Origin of the sequence: uncultured Paracoccus sp. (assembly GCF_937873615.1) — a bacterium.
GTDB lineage: Bacteria > Pseudomonadota > Alphaproteobacteria > Rhodobacterales > Rhodobacteraceae > Paracoccus.
This window is the reverse complement of sequence record NZ_CALMYP010000015.1, coordinates 250,008-264,436: the sequence shown is the minus strand read 5'-3', so window position 1 is coordinate 264,436 and position 14,429 is coordinate 250,008. Positions and strand designations below refer to the sequence as shown.

The 14,429-nt window shown below is 64.9% G+C and carries 15 protein-coding genes and 1 pseudogene; all 16 read right to left on the bottom strand.

Annotated elements, in window-relative coordinates; genetic code table 11:
* Window positions 1-274: pseudogene (locus tag Q0330_RS04835) on the bottom strand (urea ABC transporter permease subunit UrtC); the annotation flags it as partial.
* Window positions 275-277: 3 nt separating this feature from the next.
* Window positions 278-2,179: an urea ABC transporter permease subunit UrtB gene (urtB, locus tag Q0330_RS04830; RefSeq protein WP_299475256.1), complete on the bottom strand. Its 1,902-nt coding sequence runs from the start codon at window positions 2,177-2,179 to the stop codon at window positions 278-280.
* 56 nt (window positions 2,180-2,235) lie between these two features.
* On the bottom strand, window positions 2,236-3,519 hold the full coding sequence (gene urtA, locus Q0330_RS04825) for an urea ABC transporter substrate-binding protein (RefSeq protein ID WP_299475253.1): 1,284 nt from the start codon (window positions 3,517-3,519) through the stop codon (window positions 2,236-2,238).
* Between the two features lie 285 nt (window positions 3,520-3,804).
* A complete protein-coding gene (gene ureG, locus Q0330_RS04820; RefSeq protein ID WP_299475250.1) occupies window positions 3,805-4,422 on the bottom strand; it encodes an urease accessory protein UreG in 618 nt (205 codons plus the stop codon).
* The gene (locus tag Q0330_RS04815) at window positions 4,419-5,078 is read right to left on the bottom strand and encodes an urease accessory UreF family protein (RefSeq protein ID WP_299475247.1); all 660 of its coding nucleotides are present in this window, start codon (window positions 5,076-5,078) and stop codon (window positions 4,419-4,421) included. Before Q0330_RS04815 ends, ureG begins: the two co-directional genes overlap by 4 nt.
* Entirely contained in the window at window positions 5,050-5,517 is a 468-nt protein-coding gene (locus Q0330_RS04810) for an urease accessory protein UreE (RefSeq protein WP_299475244.1), read from the bottom strand. Before Q0330_RS04810 ends, Q0330_RS04815 begins: the two co-directional genes overlap by 29 nt.
* Before the next feature lie 11 nt (window positions 5,518-5,528).
* Complete coding sequence (ureC, locus tag Q0330_RS04805; RefSeq protein WP_299475241.1) at window positions 5,529-7,232, bottom strand: urease subunit alpha; 1,704 nt, start codon at window positions 7,230-7,232, stop codon at window positions 5,529-5,531.
* Window positions 7,232-7,537, bottom strand: a complete 306-nt coding sequence (locus Q0330_RS04800) for an urease subunit beta (RefSeq protein ID WP_299475237.1) — start codon at window positions 7,535-7,537, stop codon at window positions 7,232-7,234. Before Q0330_RS04800 ends, ureC begins: the two co-directional genes overlap by 1 nt.
* Window positions 7,534-7,716, bottom strand: a complete 183-nt coding sequence (locus Q0330_RS04795; RefSeq protein ID WP_299475234.1) for a hypothetical protein — start codon at window positions 7,714-7,716, stop codon at window positions 7,534-7,536. The genes Q0330_RS04800 and Q0330_RS04795 overlap by 4 nt, the downstream gene beginning before the upstream one ends.
* A gap of 8 nt (window positions 7,717-7,724) precedes the next feature.
* Window positions 7,725-8,027 carry an urease subunit gamma gene (locus tag Q0330_RS04790; protein WP_299475231.1) on the bottom strand — a complete coding sequence of 101 codons (303 nt, stop codon included), beginning with the start codon at window positions 8,025-8,027 and terminating at the stop codon, window positions 7,725-7,727.
* 9 nt (window positions 8,028-8,036) lie between these two features.
* The gene (locus Q0330_RS04785) at window positions 8,037-8,837 is read right to left on the bottom strand and encodes an urease accessory protein UreD (protein ID WP_366518302.1); all 801 of its coding nucleotides are present in this window, start codon (window positions 8,835-8,837) and stop codon (window positions 8,037-8,039) included.
* Window positions 8,838-8,980: 143 nt separating this feature from the next.
* Window positions 8,981-10,111: a sn-glycerol-3-phosphate ABC transporter ATP-binding protein UgpC gene (gene ugpC, locus Q0330_RS04780; protein ID WP_299475224.1), complete on the bottom strand. Its 1,131-nt coding sequence runs from the start codon at window positions 10,109-10,111 to the stop codon at window positions 8,981-8,983.
* Between the two features lie 64 nt (window positions 10,112-10,175).
* Entirely contained in the window at window positions 10,176-11,393 is a 1,218-nt protein-coding gene (locus Q0330_RS04775; RefSeq protein ID WP_299475221.1) for an extracellular solute-binding protein, read from the bottom strand.
* A 22-nt stretch (window positions 11,394-11,415) separates the two neighbouring features.
* A complete protein-coding gene (locus tag Q0330_RS04770; protein WP_299475218.1) occupies window positions 11,416-12,288 on the bottom strand; it encodes a carbohydrate ABC transporter permease in 873 nt (290 codons plus the stop codon).
* Between the two features lie 9 nt (window positions 12,289-12,297).
* Complete coding sequence (locus Q0330_RS04765) at window positions 12,298-13,182, bottom strand: sugar ABC transporter permease (protein ID WP_299475215.1); 885 nt, start codon at window positions 13,180-13,182, stop codon at window positions 12,298-12,300.
* Complete coding sequence (locus Q0330_RS04760) at window positions 13,179-14,339, bottom strand: Gfo/Idh/MocA family oxidoreductase (RefSeq protein WP_299475212.1); 1,161 nt, start codon at window positions 14,337-14,339, stop codon at window positions 13,179-13,181. Before Q0330_RS04760 ends, Q0330_RS04765 begins: the two co-directional genes overlap by 4 nt.
* Between the last annotated feature and the right edge of the window lie 90 nt (window positions 14,340-14,429).

Here is a 14,429-nt window from a genome sequence, read left to right as displayed (position 1 = left end):
CCTCGGTCCGGGCATACATCAGCCACATGCCGATCATGTAGCCGCCAAGCGCGAAGAAAGCCATGTGACCGAGGCTGAGGATCCCGGCATAGCCCCAGACCAGATCCATCGCCAGGGCCGCCAGCGCCAGGCACAGCGTCTTGCCGAACAGCTTGATGGTCGAGGTCGGGATATCGCCGGTCCCGTAAGCCTGCGACATGGCGGTCACCGCGATGGTGAAGACCGACAGGATCGCCAGAAAGATCAGGACGGACGGATATTTGCGGATCGACATGGCTCAGCCCTCGACGAAGCGGCCGCGGGTCGGGAAGATGCCGCGTGGCCGGAACTGGATGAAAATGATGATGAAAAGGATCATCCAGGTCTGCGCGGCCAGCGTATTGGCCGGGTTCAGGACCTCGATCCCCTTTTGCAGCCCGCCGATCATGGCGGCCCCGGCCAGCGTGCCCCAGATATTGCCGACGCCGCCCACGACCACGGTCATAAAGCTTTGGACGATATAATCGCTGCCAAGCTCTGACGTGACCTTGGCGAAAAGCCCGATGGCCACGCCGGCAATCCCGGCAATCCCGGAGCCGAGGCCGAAGGTCAGCATCGCCACCCGGTCGGGATTGACGCCCATGCTGGCTGCCATGCCCGGGTTCTGGGTGACCGCGCGCATGTTCAGCCCCATGCGGGTGCGCTTGGTGATGAACAGGAACAGCGCCAGAAACAGCAGCGCCAGCACGAAGATGGCAACGCGGATGGTCGAGATCGAGACGATCTCGCCAAAGCCGATGGAGCCACCCAGCCAATCCGGCGCGGTCAGCGGCCGGGCCTGGGTGCCGAAGATGTTCTTGGCCAGTTGCTGTAGGGCGATGGAAACGCCGAAGGTCGCCAGAAGCGTCTCCAGCGGGCGCTTCGCCAGATGGCGGATGACCAGCCGGTACAGCACGATCCCCGCCAGCGCCGTGACCAGAAACGCCGCCGGCAGCGCCACCACCAGCGAAACCGTCTTGTTGGCGATGAAGCCCTGCACGACATAGCCGGTATAGGCGCCCATCATGATGAACTCGCCATGGGCCATGTTGATGACCCCCATCACCCCGAAGGTGATGGCCAGCCCGATGGCGGCCAGGAAATAGATCGAGGCCAAGGACAGCGCATCCAGCGCGATATCGGCACCCTGCTGCGCCCGTTCGCGGAACATCAGGCCGTTCAGCGTGGCGCGGGCGGCATTCGTCACTTCGGCTGAAGGTTCGGTGTAGATATCGGCGAAGACATGGGCGGCAAGCGCTGCATCGACATCCTCGGCACTGGCGGCGGGGCGGACCTTGCCTTCGGCGGCAAGCGCGCGATAGGCGCGGTCGCGGGCGTCCGGGCTGTCGAGATTGGCTGCGGGCACGCCACCGACCTGCCAGTCATCCAGGTTCGCGGCAAGGGCGGCTTTCTGTTCCTCATCGCTCAGCCGTGGCGGGGCCAGCCCCTCATCGACCAGCAGGCGATAGGCTTCGATACGGGTCAGGTCATCGCCGATATCGAGCTCGCGGGCGATATTGGCGCCGGGCGGCAATGCGGTCGCAGCGATGCGGGTGGTGGACAGAAGCGGGTTCAGCGCCGCCTGAAGATCGGCGCTCGTGTCGCCCGAGAAGCTCTCGATGGCCGCCACGCGGGCCGCCGGGTCGGGGTCGAAACGGATGGTCAGCAGCCGTTCCAGCCGCGCCTTGCGGGCGGCAAGGCCGGGATCGGGATCGTCGAGCGCGGCGCGCAGGGCCGGCAGATGTTCCGCCGTCGCGTCACGGCCAAGCGCATCCAGCGCCGCCCGGCGGCGCGAGATATCGGGATCGGCCAGTTGCGCCGGCACCAGTGCCGCCGCAATCAGACTGCGCACGCCGGAATTCGGCCTGAGTGCCTTCACCTCGCCGGCAATGGCCGCGCCGGTCACCGCATCCGTGGCGCTGTCGCCGTCGATGATCGCAAGGCGACCGTCATCGGCCACGCCGATACGGCGGTCGCCCCATGCCTCCAGAAAAGCCACCGCGCCTTCACCGCTGGCGGCGATCTCGGCGATCACCGGGCCGATGGTCTGGCGCGAGGGCTTTTCGATCCGGTCGCGATTGGCCTCCAGCACTGTGCCCAGATCCTGCGCCCAGACGGGCGCGGCGATCATGAGAAGAAGGCAAAGAAATATCCGGCGCATATCGGCCCTTTCCGTTCCTGCGGGACAGGGGCGGCGCCAGGGCCGCCCCCGGCCGGTCAGTAATTCGACTGGATCTGGACGCAGCTGTTCGTCTGGGTGTTGAACATGCCGCATTCCTTGCCCGGCCAGTCGGCGTCCAGAACGGCGCTGTCGGGCAGGAAGTCGGTCCAGGCATCGCCCGGCACCGGATCGGTCTCGCTGACGATATCGAACTGGCCGTCATCGCGGATCTCGCCGATCAGGACCGGCTTGGTCAGGTGGTGGTTCGGCAGAACCTGCGCCATGGTGCCGGTCAGGTTCGGCACCTCGACCCCGACGATGGCGTCAAGCACGGCGTCGGTCTCGGTCGAGCCGGCCTTCTCGACCGCCGCGACCCAGGCGTTGAAGCCGATCATGGTGGCTTCCATCGGGTCATTGGTCACGCGGGCATCGTTGCCGGTGAACTTGTGCCATTCCTCGATGAAGGCGGCATTTTCCGGCGTCTCGGCGGATTCGAAATAGTTCCAGGCGGCCAGATGCCCGACCAGGTTCGCGGTATCCAGACCCGACAGCTCTTCCTCGCCGACCGAGAAGGCCATGACCGGGATATCGTCGGCGCTGACGCCGGCGGCGGCCAGTTCCTTGTAGAAGCCGACATTGGCATCGCCATTGATGGTCGAGACCACCCCGACCTTCTTGCCGTCCTTCCCGAGCGCCACGACATCGGCCACGATCTTCGACCAGTCGGAATGCCCGAAGGGCGTGTAGTTGACGAAGATGTCTTCCTGCGCGGTGCCGTTATCCTTCAGATAGGCTTCCAGAATGGTGTTCGTGGTGCGCGGATAGACGTAATCCGTCCCCAGAAGCGCCCATTTCTCGACGCCGAGTTCGTCGCGCATGTAATCCACCGCGGGGATCGCCTGCTGGTTCGGGGCGGCGCCGGTATAGATGACGTTCTTCGAGGATTCCTCGCCCTCATATTGCACCGGATAGAACAGCAGGCCGTTCAACTCCTCGATCACCGGCAGGACGGATTTGCGGCTGACGGAAGTCCAGCAGCCGAAGATCGCATCGACGCCCTGATCGCTGATCAGTTCGCGCGCCTTCTCCGCGAAAAGCGGCCAGTCCGAGGCCGGATCGACGACCACCGCCTCGATCTGCTTGCCCAGCACGCCGCCCTTGGCATTCTGCTGTTCCACCATCATCAGGACCGTGTCCTTGAGCGTGGTTTCGGAAATCGCCATCGTGCCGGACAGCGAATGCAGAACGCCGATCTTGATCGTGTCATCCTGCGCCCAGGCGGTTCCCGCCAGCACCAGGCCAAGCGCGCTGCTGGCCAGAAAAACCTTCATTCCCTGCATGTCATTTCCCTTTCGGGCCGCAATAAGCTGCCCGCTTCCCGGCGACCGGGTGCGGTGCTAATCTCATGCGGCAACTTCGTTGCACCCGTGCGGCGGCGTCGTTTTCCAGGCGGTTGCCGTCGCACACTTCCGACCGCTCGGGGCCGTTCGCATCTGCAGAAAATCCGCTGCCGGGGTTTCAGGCAATCTTCGCGGCGCATTTCCGGGCGTCGATGCCGACAATTGGCGCTTATTCGGCCAGAACGGGCCGGGACTGCCCAAATGCGCGGCAATTCCGGGCCGGGATCAGGCGCGCGGGGACAATCCTCCCTCGCGGATGATGAATTCCGCGACATCTTCCGCGCCTTTGCCCTGCCGCAATGCAGCCATCACCACCGGGCGCGAGCCGCGCGCGGTTTTTGCATCGCGCTCAAGCAGTTCCGCATCGACGCCGACATGCGGCGCAAGATCGGTCTTGTTCACAACCAGCAGGTCGGACCGCACCAGCCCCGGCCCCTTCTTGCGCGGAATATCCTGCCCGGCGGCGGTGTCGATGACATAAATCGTCAGATCGGCCAGTTCAGGGCTGAAGGTCGCGGCCAGATTGTCGCCGCCCGATTCGATCAGCACCAGTTCCAGATCCGGCAGCGCCGCGTTCAGATCGGCAATGGCGGCGAGGTTGATGCTGGCATCCTCGCGGATGGCGGTATGCGGGCAGCCGCCGGTCTCGACCCCGCGCACGCGGTCCTGCGGCAGGACCTGTGCGCGCATCAGCGCCTCGGCATCCTCGCGGGTATAGATGTCGTTCGTCACCACCGCCATCGACAGGCGCGGGGCCAGCAGGCGGGCAAGCTCGATGGTCAGCGTGGTCTTGCCGGCGCCGACGGGGCCGCCAATGCCGACGCGCAGGGGGCCGTTGGTCATGTTCTGAATATCCTGACTGTCATGGTTTCATGTCGCGCCTGCGCCATTTCCGCACCGATGGCGCAGCCGCCCAGATCGTCTTCGCCCGCCTCCGCTGCCCCCGCGGCAAGCCGCAGGATCACCGGCGACAGGCTGGCAAGGATGCGCTGCCCCTCGGCCTGCCCCAGCGGCATGAAGCGCACCGCCGCCTGAATGAGGTTCAGCGCCTGCCCGTGCAGGTAAAGCCCTATGATTTCGGCGCGCGGCAGGCCGAGCCCCGCCAGCGCCCGCCCGACCGCGACCGGCAGGGCGGCGGGCGCGGCCTCGGCACCGGTCAGCGGGGCCGCGACCCTCGCGAAGGCCGCGCCCTGTTCCAATGTCTCGGTCAGCCGTTCCGAGGTCAGGCACAGCGCGCGGGCCAGTTCATCCAGCGCCGCGTGATCGGCGCCCGGACGCAAGGCCAGCGACAGGATCACCGCGTCGGACCAGCCGGCGCCATATTCCAGCACATCGGCCAGCCAGCCTGCCAGCGCCGCGCCATCGCCGACCGCTCCGCGATCCATCGCGTATTCCAGCCCCTGCGCATAGGCGAATGCCCCGGTCGGGAAGGCCGGGGACAGAAGCTGCACGGCCAGAAGCCGCGCGGCCTCAGTGGGAATGGCCGAAGGTCCGTCCATGTCCGTAAGCCCCGCCTTCGGGACGGAAGGGCGCGAAGCCCTTTGCAATCTTCGCTCCAAGTTTGCGAAGCATATCCTCCAGCACCGGATCGGCGCGGATGGTCAGGTGATCCTCGGCCATTTCGCAAGGGCAATGGCGGTTGCCGATATGCCAGGCGAGGCGCGGCAGGTCGCCTTCGATGCGCAGCACCGGCTCATGCGCCTCGGCGACCTCGATGGCGGTGCCGTCAGCAAGCGCGAAGGCCGCGCCAGGATCGAGGCTGACCGTCTGTGGCAGATCGACCATGAAGTCGGCCCCCCCTTCGGTCGCCAGCCTTTTGCGACGCAGGCAGCGGGCGTCGTAATCCAGCACGACGCGGCCCACCACCTTGCGGCCATGATCCGCCGGCAGCACGGCCACGGCCACGCCCAACTGGTCCCCATTGGCGAGAAAATTCATCGAACCCTCCTTCAATACAGGAAATAACGTTGCGCGAGCGGCAATTCCGTCGCCGGCTCGCAGGTGAGCAATTGGCCATCCGCGCGGACCTCATAGGTCTCGGGACCGACCTCGATTTCGGGGGTGGCGTCGTTCAGGCGCATGTCGCGCTTGCCGATGCCGCGCGTGCCCGTGACGGCCACCGCCTGCTTCGCAAGACCGTCGGTCGCACCGGATTCGAGCCCCGCCGCGCTGACGAAATGCACAGCAGCCGACCCGGCCGCCCGACCAAGCGCGCCGAACATCGGGCGCGAGTACATCGGCTGGGGCGTCGGGATCGAGGCATTGGGATCGCCCATCTGCGCCATGACGATCTGCCCGCCGATCAGGCTCATTTCCGGCTTGGCGCCGAAAAAGGCCGGCGACCAGATCACCAGATCGGCGCGCTTGCCGACCTCCACGCTGCCGGCATGGGCGCTGATCCCATGCGCCACCGCCGGGTTGATGGTGTATTTCGCCACGTAACGCCTTGCGCGCAGATTGTCGTTTTCGCCCGCCTCGCCCTCCAGCCTTCCGCGTTGGACCTTCATCTTGTGCGCGGTCTGCCAGGTCCGGGTAATCACCTCGCCCACGCGCCCCATGGCCTGACTGTCGGACGAGATGATGCTGAACGCCCCCAGATCGTGCAGGATATCCTCGGCCGCAATGGTCTCTCGCCGGATGCGGGATTCGGCGAAGGCCACATCCTCCGGGATCGCCCGGTCGAGATGGTGGCAGACCATGAGCATGTCCAGATGCTCCTCGATCGTATTGGCCGTATAGGGCCGCGTCGGGTTGGTTGACGATGGAATGACGTTCTGGCTGCCGACCACGCGGATGATGTCGGGGGCATGGCCGCCACCCGCGCCCTCGGTGTGATAGGCGTGGATGGTGCGCCCGGCGATGGCTTTCAGCGTATTCTCGACAAAGCCGGATTCGTTCAGCGTGTCGGTGTGGATCATCACCTGTACATCCATGCCCTCGGCCACGGTCAGGCAGCAATCGATGGCACCGGGCGTGGTGCCCCAATCCTCGTGCAGCTTGAGCGCGCAGGCCCCGGCGCGGATCTGTTCCACCAGCCCCTCGGGGCGGGAGGCATTGCCCTTGCCGGCAAGGCCGATATTCATCGGCAGGCTGTCGGCGGCTTCCAGCATCCGGCGGATATGCCACGGCCCCGGCGTGCAGGTGGTGGCGAGTGTCCCATGCGCCGGGCCGGTACCGCCGCCGATCATGGTGGTCACGCCGGAATGCAGCGCATCCTCGACCTGCTGGGGGCAGATGAAATGGATATGGCAGTCGATGCCGCCGGCGGTGACGATGCGGCCCTCGGCAGCGATGATCTCGGTCCCCGGGCCGATGATGATGTCGACGCCGGGCTGGGTATCCGGGTTGCCGGCCTTGCCGATGGCGGCAATGCGGCCGTCCTTCAGGCCAATATCCGCCTTGTAGATCCCCGAATGGTCGAGGATCAGCGCATTGGTCAGCACCGTGTCCATCGCCCCGCCTTCGCGGGTGATCTGGCTTTGGCCCATGCCGTCGCGAATGACCTTGCCGCCGCCGAACTTCACCTCCTCGCCATAGGTGGTCAGGTCGCGCTCGACCTCGATAATCAGATCGGTATCGCCAAGGCGAAGGCGGTCGCCGATGGTCGGGCCGAACATGTCGGCATAGGCGGCACGGGAAATCTGCATGGGCATCAGAGCGCCCCCATAACGTGCCGGTTGAACCCCCAGACCTCGCGCGCGCCGGAGAGCGGGATCAGCCGGACCTCGCGGCTTTGCCCGGGTTCGAAGCGGATGGCGGTGCCGGCGGCGATGTCCAGGCGCATGCCGCGCGCCGCCGCCCGGTCGAAGCTCAGGCCGGGATTGGTCTCGGCGAAGTGGTAGTGACTGCCGACCTGCACCGGGCGGTCGCCGGTATTGGCGACCATCAGCGCGATCGCGGCGCGGCCCGCATTCAGGGTGATCGCGCCCTCGGCGGGGATGATTTCACCGGGGATCATCGGCGCGCCCAGACAAAGGCCAGAAGCGCCACGACCACCCCCAACAGCACCAGCACCGAGAGGTGATCGACCGAGGTCAGCCCGTGGGTCGGCGCGACATGGCTGTGATCGCCCTGATGGGCCTGCGCGGTCAAGGGCAGCAGCGTCAGCGCGGCGGCAATGGCGGGAAATCGGGACATGGATGCTCCTATCGGATCGGGTGGTGGACGGTGACCAGCTTGGTGCCGTCGGGGAATGTGGCCTCGACCTGCACGGTCTCGATCATGGAGGGCACGCCCGCCATGCATTGCTCGGCACTGATGACGCCCGCGCCCGCCGACATCAGATCGGCGACGCTGCGGCCATCGCGGGCGCCCTCGACGACGTAATCGGTGATCAGCGCGATGGCCTCGGGGTGGTTCAGCTTGACGCCGCGTTCCAGCCGCCCGCGCGCCACCATGGCGGCGAGGCTGACCAGCAGCTTGTCCTTTTCGCGGGGGGTCAGGTTCATCCGTCTCTCCTATGACTGCCAGACGCGGGGCAGCCCGCCCGGTCGCAAGATCTCGATCAGCCGCGCCATCTGGCGGCGCAGCGGCCAGGCATCGGCGGCATGGGCGCGCAGGACGACCCGCCCGGGCAGGGCCGAGGCGGCGGTTTCGACACCCGGTTCAAGGGCACCGCGCAGCGCGTCCAGCCGATCCTCGGCATGGGGTGCGGACAGGATCAGGACGGCGAAGGCACGGGCATTGTCCAGCAGCGCCGGGCTGTCGGCGCGGGTCAGCACCAGGCCATCCAGCCGGAACGGGTCCAGAAGTTCCAGCCGCCCGTCGCGGCGGATCCGGCGGCGGTCCTGAAACCACACCTGTCGCAGGGTTTCGCCCATCGCCGCGCGACCCAGCACCACGGTTTCCAGTCCCAGAAAGGCGGCGTCGCCCTGCAACTCCACCTCGGTTTCACGCGCCAAAGCCGCGCCGTCGAAGAGAATGGTTTCCTGCGGCAACCAGTCGAGCGAGCCGCCCGCACCGACGCGCAGCGATACCCGCGCCTCGGCCATGCCGCCCTCGGCGCGATAGGCGCGCTCGGCGGTCTGGGTGGTGGCGATGGCATGGGTATCCGGGGCAAGGGTGACGCCGTATTCCAGCCTGTCCCCCGCCGTCAGCCCGCCGGAGGTGTTCAGGAAGACCAGTTGCGGCGCGGCGCCATGGCAACGCGGCAGCATGGCCTTGGCGCTGCCGGATTGGGACAATCCGGTCAGCCTTCCGCGATCCATGGCGACATGCGCCACGCCCGCGCTGCGTTGCATCATGGCGGCGTCAAGCATGGCCCGAGCCTAGAAGCGCAACTGCCCGCCGTTGAGGCCATGCCGCCCCGAATCGAGCAGATTCAGGGCGGCAGGCGTGTGACCTGTGCGCAAATTGCGCAACTTGTTCAAGTTTTGATCAGATCGCGACTGGCGCGATGCGGTCACGCGGTCAGCGGCATCGGCGGCGCGTTCAGCGTGGCCAGATCGACCTTGCGTTCCAGCGCCTGACCCTCGGCATCGAAAAGGTGGCAGTCGCCGGCAGAGAAGCTGACCTCCAGCGCGGTTTCCTCGGCGATCCCGCGAGAGCCGGGCAGGACGACGCAGAAATTCTCCTCCTGCCCGGCAAGGGGGGCATAGCCGATGGTCTGCTGGCCAAGGCGCTCGACCACGGCGGGGGTGATGGTCATGGCGATCTCGCCCGGGCCGATCTCGACATGTTCGGGGCGGATACCGAGCGAGAGCGGCGCGCCGATCAGCCCGTCGCGGCCCGCGACCGGGATCAGCACCTTCTGGCCATTGAATTCGACCTCGACCCCGGCATCGCCGACAGCGGTGCAGGTCACCGGCAGCATGTTCATGCGCGGATTGCCGATGAAGCCGGCGACAAAGGTGTTCTGCGGCTTGTGATACAGTTCCAGCGGCGCGCCGACCTGGGCGATATAGCCGGCATGAAGAACGACGATGCGGTCGGCCATGGTCATCGCCTCGATCTGGTCATGGGTGACATAGATCATGGTCGCGCCAAGCTGCTTGTGCAGGCGCGTGAGTTCGATCCGCATATCGGCGCGCAACGCGGCGTCGAGGTTGGACAAGGGTTCGTCGAACAGGAAAATCTCGGGCTCGCGGACGATGGCGCGGCCAATGGCGACACGCTGGCGCTGACCGCCCGACAGCATCCCCGGTTTCTGTTGCAGTCGCTGATCGAGATGCAGGATCTTGGCGGCGGATTCGACCTTCTCGCGGATCTCGGCTTCGGGCGCCTTCTCGACGCGCAGCGGGAAGGCGATATTTTCGAACACCGACATATGCGGGTAAAGCGCATAGGACTGGAAGACCATGGCGATGCCGCGCTTGACCGGGGCCAGATCGTTCACCCGCCGCCCGTCGATCACGATATCGCCGGATGTGGTATGTTCGAGCCCGGCAATCATGCGCAGCAGGGTCGACTTGCCGCAGCCCGATGGACCGACGAAGACGATGAACTCGCCCTCCTCGACCTCCAGCGAGACGCGCTTGACGACCTCGATGGTGCCGAATTTCTTCACGATGTCCTTAAGCGTCAACTGACCCAAGGTGCGTTCCTTCCCTGTCGTGCCAATGGCCCGGCCGCACGACGCGACCGGGCCTTCGGCTGTCTCACTTGTATTCTTCGAGCGCGCCTGCGGCCTTGGTCAGCGCCGCCTGCGGCTCGGCCGAGCCGGTGACGACGGATTGCACCATCTCGATCATCACGTTCTGAAGACCGCGATAATCGGTGAAGAGCGGCTCCGGCCCGCCGAATTCGATGCCGTCGATGAAGGGCTGCCAATAGGGATCGGCGGCGACCATCGTATCGACCGCGGTCGAGGGCCGCAGCGGCGTCAGACCGGCCAGACCGCCCGCCTCGTATTCCTCCTGGATCTTCGGCTGGGTGATGTATTTGGCGAATTCGACGGCCTTTTCCTCGACCCCGGAACCCTTGAACACTGCGAGGCTGTCGGTGATCAGCAGCGTGCCCTTTCCTGCGGCATTCGGGCCGAGCGGCAGGTCGGTCACACCCCAGTTGATATCGGTGTCGTTCAGCAGGAAGGCGGTACTGACAGCGGCCTGGATCATGCCGACCTGCTTGTCGAGGAAGATCGCCCGGATCTCGTTCTGCTCATAGGCGGTGGCGCCTTCGACCGAATAGGGGGTGATGTCCTTATAGGCCTGAAGCGCGGCCAGCACCTCGGGGCTGTCCATGACGATATTGCCCTCGGCGTCGATGACCTTGCCGTTATTGGTGTAAACCCAATGCAGGAACTGGTGCATGGTATTGTCGAAGGTCTTGGCGGGCAGACCATAGCCGGCCTTGCCGGTCTTTTCCTTGATGGTCTTGGCGTATTCGATTTCCTCGGCCCAGGTGGTCGGCGGCTTCTCGGGATCGAGGCCGGCTTCCGCGAACAGGTCCTTGTTCCAGTAGAGCGCCTTGGTCGAAAACGCGATCGGCACGCCCCATTGGGTGCCTTCGAAGGTCACCGTATCGACGATATTGGGGTAATAGGCTGCCTTTTCCTCGTCGGTCATCGGGACTTCGACGATCAGGTCGCTCAGCGCGAATTCCTTCAGCGTGCGCGAGCCGACATAGGCCATGCCCGCCGGGCTGCCGGCGGCAGCGAGCGTCGTCGCCTTGTCCTGGCACTGCGCCCAGCCGACCACTTCCGGGACGACCGGATAGTCGGGATTGGCGGCATTCCATTCGGCGATGTATTTTTCGTGCGCCGGGTCGATGCGGTCGCCGCAATAGATCCAGCTGATATCTGCGGCCAGCGACGGCAGGGCGGTGGTGCCCGCCAGGGCGAGGCCGATCAGGCTCGTGCGGAATAGGGTGGTCACGTTTCAGTCTCCCGGTTGGTGGTTATTGTTTCACCGCGCCGGCGGTCAGCCCGCCGACGAGATAGCGTTGCAGGAAGAAGATCAGGATCAGCGCCGGGGCGATGCCCACGAAGCTGGCTGCCATGAGCTCGTTCCAGATGACCTCCTGCTTGCCGAAATAGGCGTAAAGCCCGATCGGCAGCGGCATGTATTCGGTCTTGGAGTTGAAGGTCAGCGCGAAGATGAACTGCTGCGAATAGGCGCCGATGAAGGTCATGATGGCGACGACGATGATGCCGGGCCGCGCAATCGGCAGGATCACCCGGCGGAAGGTATAGAACTGACTGGCCCCGTCCATATAGGCGGCCTCGTTCAGCTCTCGCGGGATGCGCATCATGTAGGTGCGCAACAGCCAGATCGCCGCCGGAATCAGGAAGGCCGCGCCCGGCACGATCATCGCCCAATAGGTGTTCAGAAGCCCCAGCACCCGCATCAGCCGGAAAAGCGGGATCAGCAGCACCGCGCCCGAGAACATGCTGACCGCCAGAAACGCCCCCAGCACCAGCCCCATGCCCCGGAAGCTGAACCGCGCGAAGGCATAGGCGGCGGGCACGACCAGCAGAAGCACGATGATCGTCGCCAGGCTGGAGATCAGGAAGGAGTTGAAGATATAGCGCGCAAAGCCCGGCACGCTCTCCCACATGGTGAAATAGGCAGCGAAGGAGCCGTTTTCCGGCCAGAAGCTGTAAGGCGTCGAAAACAGCTGCGAGAGCGGTTTCAGACTGACCAGGAACCCCTCGATAAAGGGCGACAGTAGGAAGAACAGGAAGACGAAGATGCCGGCATAGATGGCGATCACCTCCCACCAGCGGTAGCGGTCGATCATCGGCGTGTCGTCGTTGCGGAATCTGGCCATGCTTGCCCCCTATGCCTTGTCCACGCCCTGCAACCGCCGGGTGACGCGGAAATAGGCCAGGCAGAACAGCGACAGGAAGATGCAGATCACCACCGCCCGCGCCGCGCCTTCGCCGTATTTCTTGGATCCGATTGCCACCTGATAGGTGTCGATGATCATCGTCGTGGTCTGCCCGGACGGGCCGCCCTGTGTCAGGATCCAGATGATGTCGAAGCTGTTGAAGGTGGCGATCAGGGACAGCATCGACATGGTGATGATCGCCGGCGACATCAGCGGCAGGGTGATGCGGCGGAAACGCGTCCAGCGGCTCGCGCCATCGGTCCAGGCGGCCTCGTAAAGGTCCTTCGGGATCGCCTGCATCGCGGCCAGGAAATAGATCGTGACCATGGGCACGCCGATCCAGACATCGGTGACGATGGTGGCCCAGAAGGCGCTGCGCCCATAGGCCAGGAAGGCCACCGGCCCGTCGACCAGCCCGAAACGCTGCAACAGGCCCGAGATCATCCCGAACTGGCCGTTATACATCCAGCCCCACATGAAGATGCCGATGGCCATGGGCACGATCCATGGCGGCATGGTCAGGATGCGGAACAGGTTGCGTCCCGGCACCGCCGCGTTTAGCAGCACCGCCCCGCACATGCCGATCACCATTTTCAGCAGCACCGAGAAGAAGGTCCAGATGAAGGTGCGGGTGATAACGGTCAGGAAGGTCTCGTTGAAGATCTTCTCGTAATTCCGCCAGCCGACATAATTCACCACTTTGCGCAGCGAGGCATCGGTGAAAGACAGCCGGAAGGTCTCGATCAGCGGCCAGGCGACGATGATCAGCACATAGAGGATCGCCGGCGCCAGCAGCGCCCAGGCGAAGATCCAGGCGGAACGCGAACTGGTCATACCGCCGCCTTTCGGATCAGCGCCTCGTCATAGCGGTCCCAGACCGGGGCGAGATCGACCACCCGGCCCTGACGGCGGGCGTCGTCCATGGCGAGCGCGAGAATCCCCGCCTCCAGCGCATCGAGGGGCGAGACCGGCAGCGGGCCGCCGCGCATGACGTGATCGACCACCTCGGCGGCCATCTTCTCGTCAGCGCCGTAATGCTGCGACAGCGCCGTCGCCTTGTATTCACGCTCGACCACGCGGGATTCGGTCATCACATCGGTGACGTTCAGGAAACCGCGGATGAAATCGCCCTCGGCCTGACCTTTGGTGCCGAAGACGGCGAAGCGGCGGAACTGGTCGGGGGCGTTCAGATTGGTGTGGAAATTCATGCCGACGCCATTCACGTATTCGACGATGGCGACCTGATAGTCGATGATATCGGCATCGCTGTCGAAGACCTTGTCAGTGCCGTTCCAGCCCGTCGGCTTGCGGTGGAACAGGCTCATGTCGTTGATGCCGTCGCGGCGCGGATCGTTTTCCGGCACGAAGGTCTTGCGCCCGCCGAAGCTGGCGACGCGGGCAGGCCGCGCCCCGATCAGCCCGTTATAGAGGTCGAGATCGTGGCAGCATTTCTCCAGCATGAAACTGCCGGACCATTTTTCATAGCGCCGCCAGTCGCGCATGAAGAAGGCACCGTGATAGGGGAAGATATGTTCCGCCGCCTCGACCGAGACGATCTTGCCAAGCCGGCCCTCGTCCCGCGCCGCCAGCAGATCGCGATAAAGCGGCGCATAGCGCAGGACCAGCCCGACCAGCAGCCGGTCATGGCCGTAGCGCGCCATCAGCCGCGCCAGTTCGACCGTCTGGTCGATGGTGGCGACGATGGGCTTTTCCGAGAAGATCTTGTCGCCGGCCTCCAGTCCCAGCCGGATATGATCGAGATGCAGATGGTTGGGCGAGCCGATCATCAGCAGATCGTAGCCACCCGCCTTCACCAGCTCCTCAGCCGAGGCATGGCGGGTGCCGGGCGAGATGCCATGTTCCTGAAGCGTGGGCAATCCGGCGGGGTCGGGATCGAAATAGCCGAGGATCTCGAAATCGGGATCCATCTCCTTGAACACATGCCCAAGGTAGCCAAGCCGATAGCCAAGCCCGATGATGCCAACCTTCATTCCACCCTCTTTGAAGAAATTATTTTTCTCACAAAACCAAATTTTCCCATATCAGGTCAAGAAAATTCGGATCTTTTGGCGCTATATGTA